This is a genomic window from Pseudomonas sp. Sample_20 (genome assembly GCF_004307585.1).
Taxonomy (GTDB): domain Bacteria; phylum Pseudomonadota; class Gammaproteobacteria; order Pseudomonadales; family Pseudomonadaceae; genus Aquipseudomonas; species Aquipseudomonas atacamensis.
This window is the reverse complement of record NZ_RCOA01000027.1, coordinates 1-12,267: the sequence shown is the minus strand read 5'-3', so window position 1 is coordinate 12,267 and position 12,267 is coordinate 1. Positions and strand designations below refer to the sequence as shown.

Here is a 12,267-nt window from a genome sequence, read left to right as displayed (position 1 = left end):
ATCACCACATGGCCTTCGCGCTGCTCTTCGTGAGCGGCGGAGCTGACCAGCCAGCGCTTGAGGTAGAACAATGGCAGCGCCTTGTCGCGCACGATCACCACTTCCTGACCGTCGACGACATTGGTAGTCGACAGGTCGAGGTGGAAGATTTCGTTGACGTTGACCAGCGGGAACGCGAACGCCTGATTGCCAAGCATGACCATCAGCGTCGGCATGATCGCCAAGGTCAAAGGCACCTTGATGACGATCTTCGAGCCCTGGCCCTTGGTCGAGTAGATGTTGATCGAACCGTTGAGCTGGGAAATCTTGGTCTTCACCACGTCCATGCCGACACCACGGCCGGACACGTCGGAGATCTCGGTCTTGGTCGAGAAACCCGGGGCGAAGATCAGGTTGTAGCACTCGGTATCGCTCAGGCGATCGGCCGCGTCCTTGTCCATCACACCGCGTTTTACCGCGATCGAACGCAGGACGTTCGGGTCCATGCCTTTGCCGTCGTCGGAGATCGACAGCAGGATATGGTCGCCTTCCTGCTCGGCCGCCAGCACCACGCGACCGCCACGGGCCTTGCCCGATGCTTCGCGTTCTTCCGGCGACTCGATGCCGTGGTCGACAGCGTTGCGCACCAAGTGGACCAGCGGGTCGGCCAGAGCCTCGACAAGGTTTTTGTCGAGGTCGGTTTCTTCACCCACCAGTTCCAGGTTGATTTCTTTCTTGAGCTGACGTGCGAGGTCGCGAACCAGACGCGGGAAGCGCCCGAAGACCTTCTTGATCGGCTGCATCCGCGTCTTCATCACGGCGGTCTGCAGGTCAGCGGTGACCACGTCGAGGTTCGACACGGCCTTGGACATGGCTTCGTCGCCGCTGTTGAGGCCCAGACGCACCAGACGGTTACGCACCAGCACCAGCTCGCCGACCATGTTCATGATCTCGTCGAGCCGCGCGGTATCGACGCGCACGGTGGTTTCTGCTTCGCTGGCCGGTTTTTCTGCCGGTGCAGCGGCTGGCGCACGGGCCGGAGCCGGTGCAGCAGCGGCGGCCGGTTTCGGCGCCTCGGCTTTCGGTTCAGGCTTGGCGGCAGGTTTCGGCACAGCAGCGGCAGCCGGAGCTTTCGCCGTTGGCGTGGCGACGCTCGACGCAGAGCCGGCAGTCGCAGCGCTGGCGTCAAACTTGCCTTTGCCGTGCAATTCGTCGAGCAGCGATTCGAATTCGTGATCGCTGATCAGGTCACTGCCGGCCGCAGCGGCTGCCGGTGCAGCAGGTGCGGCCGGGGCCGAAGCGATGGCCGATTCGAGCGCGTCAACGGCGAAGTTGCCCTTGCCGTGCAACTGATCGAGCAAGGCTTCGAATTCGTCGTCGGTGATGTCCGAGCTGTCGCCCGCAGCAGGCGCGGCCGGCGCTGCTGGTGCCGCCGGAGCGACTGCATCGACAGCAAACTGGCCTTTGCCATGCAGTTGATCGAGCAGCGATTCAAATTCGGCGTCGGTGATTTCATCGCTGGCCGCCGTATCGGCAACCTGCGCGGGAGCAGCGACAGCGGCCGGAGCCTCGGCCTGGGCCTTGACGGCATTCAGCGAGTCCAGCAGTTGTTCGAATTCGTTATCGGTGATGTCGTCCGATGCGCTTTCGGTGACCGGTTCTTCCACCGCTTCTACCGGTGCGGCAACGGCTTCATCCGCCGATTGCGGTTCGGCCAGACGCGCCAGCGCGGCCAGCAGTTCCGGCGTCGCAGCGGTGATCGGTGCACGTTCACGGACTTCGCTGAACATGCTGTTCACCGCGTCCAGTGCTTCGAGCACCACGTCCATCAGTTCTGCATCAACGCGACGCTCACCCTTGCGCAGGATGTCGAACACGTTTTCGGCGATGTGACAGCACTCCACCAGCTCATTGAGCTGAAGGAAGCCGGCGCCCCCTTTTACAGTGTGGAAACCGCGAAAAATTGCATTGAGCAGATCTGCATCATCCGGACGGCTTTCCAGCTCGACCAGTTGTTCGGACAGTTGCTCAAGAATCTCGCCGGCCTCAACCAGGAAATCCTGAAGGATCTCTTCATCGGCGCCGAAGCTCATTAATGGGGTGCTCCTACAGGTCTAAAAACCCAAAAAACCCGAATTCCGAAACTCTAGAATCCAAGGCTGGATAACAAATCGTCCACATCGTCCTGACCGGACACAACGTCTTCTCGTTTATCGGCATGAATCTGCGGACCTTCACCCTGCGAGAGATGTTTTTGTGGATCTTTTTCAGCAAGCATTGCGGCGCGGTCATGTTCGATGCCCGCAAAGCGGTCGACCTGACTGGCCATGAGCACGAGTTTGAGCAGATTGCTTTCGACTTCGGTGACCAGTTGGGTCACACGCTTGATCACTTGACCTGTGAGGTCCTGGTAATCCTGAGCGAGCAGGATGTCGTTGAGGTTGCTCGACACCGCACGGTTGTCCGTGCTGCTGCGTGACAGAAAACCGTCGACCCGGCGCGCCAGTTCGCGGAACTCTTCAGCCCCGACCTCGCGACGCATGAAGCGGCCCCAATCGGCGCTCAACGTCTGCGCTTCATCAGCGAGACTGTTGACCACCGGCGTGGCGCTTTCCACCAGATCCATGGTGCGGTTGGCCGCGGCTTCCGTCAGCTTGACCACATAGCCCAGGCGTTCGGTGGCGTCGGTGATTTGCGACACTTCCTCGGCCTGCGGCATGTGCGGATCGATCTGGAAATTGACGATCGCACTGTGCAGTTCACGTGTGAGCTTGCCCACTTCCTGATACAGGCCGCGGTCACGGGTCTGATTGAGCTCATGGATCAGTTGCACCGCGTCGCCGAACTTGCCTTTTTCAAGGCTCTCGACCAGTTCGACCGCGTGTTTTTTCAGGGTCGATTCGAAATCGCCCTGTGATGATTCGTTATGCTCCATAGCTCCCCCGCGCATTCATCAGCCGATGCGTTCGAAAATCTTCTCGATTTTGTCTTTCAACGCTTGAGCCGTGAAAGGTTTGACTACGTAACCGTTCACACCGGCCTGAGCGGCCTCGATGATCTGCTCGCGCTTGGCTTCAGCAGTCACCATCAACACCGGGAGGTGCTTGAGTTTTTCATCAGCGCGCACGTGACGCAGCAGGTCGATACCGGTCATGCCCGGCATGTTCCAGTCCGTTACCAGAAAGTCGATGCTGCCGCTGTTGAGTACCGGAATGGCAGTGGTGCCATCGTCGGCCTCGACGGTGTTGGTGAACCCAAGATCGCGCAGCAGGTTCTTGATGATCCGCCGCATCGTTGAGAAGTCATCAACGATGAGGATTTTCATGTCTTTGTTCAATTCGACCTCCAAGCAGTCTTAAACGCGCCCAGCACCTGGACGCGCCACTTCAATCAATCGGCGCAGCACTTAAAGTTTGTCTGGAGCACAACGGATCGAGACCGGCGCCGTTCATCACCGCACCAGCCTCGTTTCGCAGTGTCCCCACACTGCCTTCAGCGCGCTCGCCACTCCCCCAAACGCCCCCGCAGACGGGCCGCGCACTGGCTGTGTAACTGGCTGACCCGCGATTCACTGACGCCAAGGACTTCACCGATTTCCTTGAGGTTCAGCTCTTCGTCGTAGTACAGCGCCAACACCAGTCGCTCACGCTCCGGCAAATTGGCAATCGCGTCCGCCAGCGCCGCCTGGAAGCGTTCATCTTCCAGATCGCGTGACGGCTCCATATGAGCACTCGCGCCATCCTCGTGCAGCCCTTCGTGTTCGCCGTCCTGCAACAGGTCGTCGAAACTGAACAGGCGACTGCCCAAGGTGTCATTCAGAATCCCGTAGTAATCGTCGAGACTCAATTGGAGTTCGGCCGCAACCTCGTGATCTTTAGCGTCACGGCCGGTTTTAGCTTCAATCGAGCGAATCGCGTCGCTGACCATCCTGGTATTACGGTGAACCGAGCGTGGCGCCCAATCCCCTTTGCGCACTTCATCGAGCATCGCGCCGCGGATTCGAATGCCCGCGTACGTTTCGAAACTGGCGCCTTTGCTGGCGTCGTATTTGGTCGAGACTTCGAGCAAACCGATCATCCCGGCCTGGATCAGGTCTTCGACCTGCACGCTGGCCGGCAGGCGCGCCAGCAAGTGATAGGCAATGCGCTTGACCAGTGGCGCGTAGCGCTCGATCAATTCGTATTGCGCGTCACGCGCCGACTTTTTGTAAAGATTCATGCCACTGGCGGTCATATCACAGGCCCTGCGGTTTGCTGCACGAGACGCTCGACGAAAAATTCCAGATGCCCGCGCGGGTTGGCCGGCAGCGGCCAGGTGTCGACCTTCTGGGCGATGGCCTTGAAGGCCAGCGCGCACTTGGAACGGGGAAAGGCTTCGTAGACGGCGCGCTGCTTCTGCACCGCTTTGCGCACGCTTTCGTCGTACGGCACGGCGCCGACGTATTGTAGGGCGACGTCAAGGAAGCGATCCGTGACCTTGGTCAACTTGGCGAACAGGTTGCGCCCTTCCTGCGGGCTCTGCGCCATGTTGGCCAGTACGCGGAAGCGGTTCATGCCGTAGTCGCGGTTGAGCAACTTGATCAGCGCGTAAGCATCGGTGATCGAAGTCGGCTCGTCGCAGACCACCAGCAACACTTCCTGGGCGGCACGAACGAAACTGACTACCGAGTCACCAATACCCGCAGCGGTGTCGATCACCAGCACGTCGAGATTGTCGCCGATGTCGCTGAACGCTTGGATCAGGCCGGCGTGTTGCGCCGGGCTCAGGTGCACCATGCTCTGCGTGCCGGAGGCCGCCGGCACGATGCGAATCCCGCCCGGGCCTTGCAACAGCACGTCGCGCAGTTCGCAACGGCCTTCGATAACGTCGGCCAGTGTGCGCTTGGGTGTCAGCCCCAGCAGAACGTCGACGTTCGCCAGGCCCAGGTCGGCGTCCAGCAGCATGACCCGACGGCCAAGCTCTGCCAGCGCCAGCGACAAGTTCACTGACACGTTAGTCTTGCCGACGCCACCTTTGCCGCCGGTCACCGCGATCACCTGTACGGGATGCATGCTGCCCATGTTATTTCTTTACCTTGTCTTGCATAGACGGAGGCCACATTACTGGCTGCGCGTTCCTGATCGGAACAATGCGTGGCAGACCATCGATGTAGGTACAAAAACTGTTCATGATTACCTCAGCCAACCTGCTTGGTCGGGCTGTGATAGATATCAGCGAACATGTCAGCCATGGCTTCTTCGCTGGGTTCTTCCTGCATTTGCACGCTGACGGCGCGGCTGACCAATTGATGACGACGCGGCAGATGCAGATCATCCGGAATCCGTGGGCCATCGGTCAGGTACGCGACCGGCAATTCATGACTGATCGCCAGGCTCAACACTTCGCCGAGACTGGCCGTTTCATCCAGTTTAGTCAGGATGCAGCCGGCCAGCCCGCAACGCTTGTAACTGTGATAAGCGGCGGTTAGAACCTGTTTCTGGCTGGTGGTTGCCAGGACCAGATAATTTTTTGAGCGAATGCCACGCCCGGCCAGGCTCTCAAGCTGCATGCGCAACGCCGGATCACTGGCTTGCAGGCCGGCAGTATCGATCAAAACCACGCGTTTGCGTAGCAGTGGATCCAATGCCTGCACCAGCGACTGGCCCGGATCGACGTGCGTCACCGGCACGTTGAGAATGCGTCCGAGGGTTTTCAGTTGTTCCTGCGCGCCGATGCGGAAGCTGTCCATGCTCACCAGTGCAACGTTCTGCGCGCCGTACTTGAGCACGTAACGCGCGGCGAGCTTGGCCAGCGTGGTGGTCTTGCCCATGCCGGCGGGGCCGACCATGGCAATCACACCGCCCTCTTCCAGCGGCTCGACTTCCGGTACGGCAATCATCCGCGCCAGGTGCGCCAGCAGCATGCGCCAGGCCTGACGGGGTTCTTCGATATCGGTGATCATCGCCAGCAGATCGCGCGACAGCGGGCCGGACAGGCCGATGCGCTGCAGACGGCGATACAGATTGGCCTGAGCCGGACGGCTGCCTTGCAGCTGATTCCAGGCCAGGGTGCCGAGCTGCACTTCCATCAGCTCGCGCAGGCTGTTCAATTCAAAACGCATCGAATCCAGCGCACGCGGATCGACGCCCGCCGAGGCCTGCGCAGGCGCTGCGGCCGGGCGCGTCGGTGCGGCGTAGGTCGGCTCTCTCAGCGGTTCGGCAGCAGTCAGCGGCAGGCCTGCGGTCAATGGCAGCCCGGCAAACAACTGCTGATTGGTGTTGCCGTCGGCTTCGCCACGCAGGCTCAGCTCGGCCTGGGCGGTGACGATGCGCGACTGGGTCTTGCGCAGCTCGTCTTCGAGTTCCATGTTCGGAACCCGTGGCGCCAGCGCCGACAGTTTGTAATCCAGAGCCGCCGTCAACTCGACGCCGCCGGCAATGCGGCGGTTGCCGATGATGGCGGCATCAGCGCCCAGCTCATCGCGAACCAGCTTCATGGCCTGACGCATATCGGCGGCGAAAAAACGCTTAACTTGCATAAACCACTACCTCAGCCGTTGGGCCCTACTGTCGCAACGATGGTCACTTGCTTGTTGTCCGGTACTTCCTGGTAGGCCAGCACATGCAGGCCTGGCACTGCGAGGCGGCCGAAGCGCGAGAGCATCGCGCGAATCGGGCCGGCTACCAGCAGGATCACCGGTTGGCCTTGCATTTCCTGACGCTGGGCCGCTTCGATCAACGAACGCTGCAGCTTCTCGGCCATGCTCGGCTCCAGCAGAACGCCCTCTTCCGAGCCTTGTCCTGCCTTCTGCAGACTATTGAGCAATATCTGTTCCAACCTTGGTTCCAATGTGATTACAGGCAGCTCGGACTCAGTGCCTACAATGCTTTGGACGATTGCACGGGATACGCCGACCCGCACAGCGGCGACCAGCGCGGCGGTATCTTGACTCTTGGCAGCGTTGTTCGCGATCGCCTCGGCGATGCTGCGAATGTCGCGCACCGGCACGTGCTCGGCGAGCAGCGCTTGCAGGACCTTGAGCAACTGCGATAGCGAAACCACGCCCGGCACCAGCTCTTCCGCCAGTTTCGGCGAGCTCTTGGCCAGCAATTGCATGAGTTGCTGCACTTCCTCGTGGCCGATCAGCTCACTGGAGTGCTTGTACAGAATCTGGTTCAAGTGGGTGGCGACCACGGTGCTCGCATCGACCACGGTGTAGCCGAGCGATTGCGCCTGGGCGCGCTGGCTGATTTCGATCCACACCGCCTCCAGGCCGAAAGCCGGATCTTTGGCGTTGATTCCGTTGAGCGAGCCGTACACCTGACCCGGGTTGATCGCCAGTTCGCGATCCGGGTAGATCTCGGCTTCGGCGAGGATCACACCCATCAGGGTCAGGCGATAGGCGCTTGGCGCCAGATCGAGGTTGTCGCGGATGTGCACGGTCGGCATGAGGAAGCCCAGATCCTGCGAGAGCTTCTTGCGCACGCCCTTGATCCGCGCGAGCAATTGTCCACCCTGATTGCGGTCCACCAGCGGAATCAGGCGATAGCCGACTTCCAGGCCAATCATGTCGATCGGCGTCACGTCGTCCCAGCCCAGTTCTTTGGTTTCCATGGCGCGGGCCGGCGACGGCAGCAGTTCCTGCTGACGCTTGACCTCTTCCAGCGCCACGACCTTGGCGACGTTCTGCTTCTTCCAGAACAGGTACGCACCGCCCGCAGCCAGCGCCGCCATGCTCAGGAACGAGAAGTGCGGCATGCCGGGCACCAGGCCCATTACCGCCATCAAACCAGCGGCCACGGCCAGCGCTTTCGGCGAGGCGAACATCTGGCGGTTGATCTGCTTGCCCATGTCTTCCGAGCCGGAAGCACGGGTCACCATGATCGCCGCTGCTGTAGATAACAACAGTGATGGCAATTGCGCCACTAAACCGTCACCGATGGTCAGCAAGGCGTAAACCTTGCCCGCATCGCCGAAGCTCATGCCGTGCTGGAAGATACCAACCGCCATGCCGCCAATGAGGTTGATGAACAGAATCAGCAGGCCGGCGATCGCGTCACCACGGACGAACTTGCTGGCACCGTCCATCGAACCGTAGAACTCCGCCTCCTGGGCGACTTCCTGACGGCGCGACTTGGCTTGGTTCTGGTCGATCAGGCCGGCGTTGAGGTCGGCGTCGATCGCCATTTGTTTGCCGGGCATCGCATCGAGGGTGAAACGCGCGCTCACCTCGGAAATCCGCCCGGCACCCTTGGTCACCACGACGAAGTTGATGATCATCAGAATCGCGAAGACCACGATACCGACCACGTAGTTACCGCCGATCACCACCTCACCGAAGGCCTGAATCACCTTACCGGCGGCGGCGTGGCCGTCCTGACCGTGGAGCATCACCACCCGCGTCGAGGCCACGTTCAGCGCCAGGCGCAGCAGCGTCGCCACCAGCAGAATGGTCGGGAACACGGCGAAATCCAGCGGCCGCAGCGCATACACGCAGACCAGCAGGACGACGATGGACAGGGCAATGTTGAAGGTAAAGAAGACGTCGAGCAGGAACGGCGGTACCGGCAACATCATCATCGCCAGCATGACCAGCAGCAACAACGGCACGCCCAGATTGCCTCGACTGAGGTCGGCAACGTTGGTGCGTGCTGTATTGAATAACTGAGTGCGATCCACCGGTTTTCCCCGTTCCTTTAAAGCAAACTTTTGACGCCCCGAACGGGCGCAGGGCGGCTATTGCAAGAAGCTTTCCAACTTTTGCCGGGGAATGAAATAGAGCGGTTTTACTTGGAATTATCGGCTGATTGGGCTGACCCCTTCGCGAGCAGGCTCGCTCCCACAGTTTGAAATGCATTCCCAATCGGACATTTGGAATACGGCCCCTGTGGGAGCGAGCCTGCTCGCGAAGAGGCCATCGAATGCGGCGCATTTTTTTCGATTTAAACGAAGCTGTTTAAAAGACACCTGCAGACACGGTCTCAAGGCTACAAATCCTTGCGTCATTGCCTACAGCCAAGCCAGAATCCGCCGGCTTGTGCGCTTTGGGGTCGAGTTCTATCGTGGTCCGGTCGCTGAATGTTCAGTGATCGGGTTTAGCAGCCCGGCAAATTTTCAAGGCACGCTGGCTCCGCCTCTCTTAATGGCGGCTTGCGTGGGGCACTTCGGTGCGCCGGGATCCTTGAGCCTGGTCTGCTAACCCGCGTAAAGCCGCCACCCTCTTCGTTTAGCAGCGAAGGCTGACGGCTCCATCTCTCAAGGAGCTTTACCATGATCAAACCAACACCCAACCCGCCCGAATCCGACCCCACCTCCCCCTACGAATCCCTCGACTCAAAAAAACTTCACCAAGCCGCCGACCGCGCCCTCGACCACTACCTCTGCCCACCCGGCTCAACCCCACCGCCGTTCAGCCCCCGCGCCATGTACGCCGTCACCGCCGACACCAAAAACGAAGACCTGCTGGCCAACGCCTGCGAAACCCTCGCCTCGGCTAAAACCATCGCCCAGGAATTTGCCGGACTGGTGAAACCATCCCAGCGCCGAACGCTGATGGGCATCGCGCAACTGATCATGCTCGGGGAATTGGCGGTGAATCGGGTGCTGGACAATCTGGAGTTGCCAGGATGATGCGGTTCGGCTGAGTGATTCGGGTGAGAGTGCCGGCCTTTTCGCGAGCAAGCTCGCTCCCACATTTTGATCCTCTTGGGTGCAAACCTTGCAGCGGCTGAAGATCCTGGGGTGCAGCTTGCGCGAGCTCGGCCTCTCTGCGGCACAGGAGCGCCCACCTCTTCAGCGATACCATTGGTCGGAAAACCGTCCCCACCTGTCAGATCTGACAGGTGACGGACGCCTCGTTCTGCGTTGTGATGAACCTTGCCTGCCATTGTTCCTGGAGAACAGAATGAGCGTTCAAGTCAATTCACTCGAAGCCAACGCAGCCCTGGCCTTGTATCCCGTGTACCCACCGCAATGGATAACACCGGTGCTGCCTGCAGGTACTGCTGATGGCGGCCTTCCTCTCTCGGCATTCATCCCTTCTGGCGTAGAACTTGTCATCGACCCCATAACAGGCTTGCGGAACTGGGTCATGGCGGCTTATGACGTCGTGACTATTTTTGTCAACGGAGTCAGCACCGGCATCAGCAAAACCATCTATCCCGGTGAGGAGCAGGAACGCATTCTTTTGCACGTGCCGGCGAGCTGGTTCACAAACGGTGTCAACGATGTCCGCTACAGAGTGACCCGAGTCGGCGGCAACAACGCAGATTCACCCACACTCAAGCTGCTCTACAACAACCCGGCGCCTACCGTCACCGTCAGCCATCCAGCCAGCGTCGTACCCGAGCAGACGGCAGTCATCACGATCACCGTCGGTTACCCACGGCCTCACGACACGGTGACGCTCACCATAGGCACCTGGAGCATCACATTTCCCAACCCCACAAGCCCGATCAACCACACCCTGACGGCTGCAGAATTGCAGTTGATAGGCGACGGCACCCATTCGGTCTTCGCCACGGTGCGCGATCAATTGACCAACAACAATGAGTCGGCGAAGACCCCGATCACTATCACCGCCAATCAGAAGGTGTACAACTCGCCGATAATCGCTGAGGCCGTGGACGGCATGCTCGACGTGGCCGCACTGAGGGGCCAAGACGCCACGCTACGAGCACGCAACTGGACGGGAATCCAGGTCGGACAGCAGGTGTGGCTGAAGGTCACTGGCCTGAAACCCGACGGCTCGGCGCACGTCCTGCAATTCTGGAATGGTGACACCCACAAGGTGAATGCGACCTGGGTTAGTCAGGGGTTCTGGGATAAAGCGCTGCTCATAGCTTTTCTGAAAGAATTGAAAGAAGGATCGCTGTTGAAACTGGAATTCTGGGTATCGGAGGACAAGAGCAATGACTTCGCCAGCGCCACGCAGTTTCCGTATCAGGTGTATACCGTCATTGGCCTGCAACTTGTCCTGCCACCCCCAACCTTGACCCCGCCCACTGTGCCGATTGACGTTTTGGCAAATCCGGATGGAGTGAAGCTTCAGATAACAGGTTTCGCAGCAGAGAAAGACGATAAAGCCCAATTCGTCCAGGTAAACGCGCCGGCCGGTGCGCCACCGTTTCCGGTGGTGGATTTTGTTGGTGGGATTGCAGAGATTTCATTGAGCGCTGCGTTTCTGGCGGCATGGCATGGCAAGGCGATTGAGTTTCGGTGGGATTTGATTCGTAGCGGAGTTGTGGCCGGCGAATCACTAGCGGCCACGTTTGAAGTTATGAAAATCACGGATGGTGACACACGCTTGCCGACGCCCATTCTTGCAGGAAATAACAGTAGCTCTCTGAACATCACTCAAATTCAAATTGCTGATCAAACGACAGTGGCAGCTTGGCCACACACCCCCAAGGAGCGGCTATGGTTGCATTTCGAAGGGTTTGACAGGAGCGGCAAAAAAGTTGAGCTTTATGCCCCCCAAGCAGAACTTAACACCTCACCTCCCGGCTTTGCTCGAGCCGTACCGTTAATATTATTGAAATCACTGGGAAACAGAACAACTTTGCACATAACTTTCATTGTCAATTTCGCTGGTGAACCCACCCTTGTGAATGCCACGCGATTTCCACCTAGGAGTTATTTGGTTCAGGCACCGGAACGTCTCAATGACTTCACAAACTTTGCCAATCTGCAGCGAAACGGATGGGAAAATGGGCCGGCAATCATTGATCAGAGAGACTGGAGCTATAGTACATTTCTCGGATATACCTCTTTGACGAACAGCACTTATACAAATAGCTCAGCAGGGGTAGTATTGCGCAAGGTCTACAGCAATCTTGTGATAGGTCAAACCTATGAATTCTCTCTTTTGGCGACTAATGGAACCTGGCAGCCGGCAGCACAATTAACATTCAGATCTAATTACGGGACAATTATCAGCACATTCACCCCACCGAATCTTAGCTGGACACGCTACTCTGGCAATTTCGAAGCGCAGTCAAGTCAAATGATCTTTGAGTTTGTGAACGCCATCGCTACAGGGGCTGGCAATGACTATTTCCTGACTAATCTGCGCCTGATGGAAGTCTAGGCGACAAAGTGCTCGCATTTATGAGTATCAAGCGATGAACCGGAGGCTGGATAACCTGAAATAAAGGGGATGCTTATATCTACCGGGTGCCTTTGACCGGTTCGCTAAGCCGCGTACAGCCGCCACCCTCCTGTTTAGCGACAGGTTGTCGCGGCTCCATTTCAAAGGAGCTTCACCATGATCAAACCAACACCCAACCCACCCGAAACCGATCCCACCTC

The 12,267-nt window shown here is 58.9% G+C and carries 9 protein-coding genes; 2 read left to right on the top strand and 7 right to left on the bottom strand.

Annotated features, from left to right (window positions below; genetic code table 11):
* The 7 genes from D8U70_RS07035 to flhA form a co-directional block, all read right to left on the bottom strand.
* Positions 1–2,072 (bottom strand): chemotaxis protein CheA (locus D8U70_RS07035; RefSeq protein ID WP_130928548.1); only part of this gene is annotated, 2,072 nt, incomplete at its 3' end.
* A gap of 53 nt (positions 2,073–2,125) precedes the next feature.
* Complete coding sequence (locus tag D8U70_RS07030) at positions 2,126–2,914, bottom strand: protein phosphatase CheZ (protein ID WP_016771058.1); 789 nt, start codon at positions 2,912–2,914, stop codon at positions 2,126–2,128.
* 18 nt (positions 2,915–2,932) lie between these two features.
* On the bottom strand, positions 2,933–3,304 hold the full coding sequence (locus D8U70_RS07025; RefSeq protein ID WP_024012118.1) for a chemotaxis response regulator CheY: 372 nt from the start codon (positions 3,302–3,304) through the stop codon (positions 2,933–2,935).
* Positions 3,305–3,471: 167 nt separating this feature from the next.
* Complete coding sequence (gene fliA / locus D8U70_RS07020) at positions 3,472–4,212, bottom strand: RNA polymerase sigma factor FliA (protein WP_016771059.1); 741 nt, start codon at positions 4,210–4,212, stop codon at positions 3,472–3,474.
* Complete coding sequence (fleN, locus tag D8U70_RS07015) at positions 4,209–5,039, bottom strand: flagellar synthesis regulator FleN (protein ID WP_016771060.1); 831 nt, start codon at positions 5,037–5,039, stop codon at positions 4,209–4,211. Before fleN ends, fliA begins: the two co-directional genes overlap by 4 nt.
* A gap of 116 nt (positions 5,040–5,155) precedes the next feature.
* A complete protein-coding gene (gene flhF, locus D8U70_RS07010) occupies positions 5,156–6,496 on the bottom strand; it encodes a flagellar biosynthesis protein FlhF (RefSeq protein WP_130928547.1) in 1,341 nt (446 codons plus the stop codon).
* An 11-nt stretch (positions 6,497–6,507) separates the two neighbouring features.
* Positions 6,508–8,637, bottom strand: a complete 2,130-nt coding sequence (gene flhA / locus D8U70_RS07005; protein WP_016771062.1) for a flagellar biosynthesis protein FlhA — start codon at positions 8,635–8,637, stop codon at positions 6,508–6,510.
* 591 nt (positions 8,638–9,228) lie between these two features.
* On the opposite strand from flhA, the gene D8U70_RS07000 reads away from it, so the two are divergent.
* Together D8U70_RS07000 and D8U70_RS06995 are read left to right on the top strand one after the other, a co-directional pair.
* A complete protein-coding gene (locus D8U70_RS07000; RefSeq protein ID WP_073476221.1) occupies positions 9,229–9,588 on the top strand; it encodes a DUF6124 family protein in 360 nt (119 codons plus the stop codon).
* Between the two features lie 274 nt (positions 9,589–9,862).
* Positions 9,863–12,046 (top strand): hypothetical protein, encoded by a 2,184-nt coding sequence (locus D8U70_RS06995; protein ID WP_130928546.1) that lies wholly within the window; start codon positions 9,863–9,865, stop codon positions 12,044–12,046.
* Positions 12,047–12,267 lie beyond the last annotated feature (221 nt).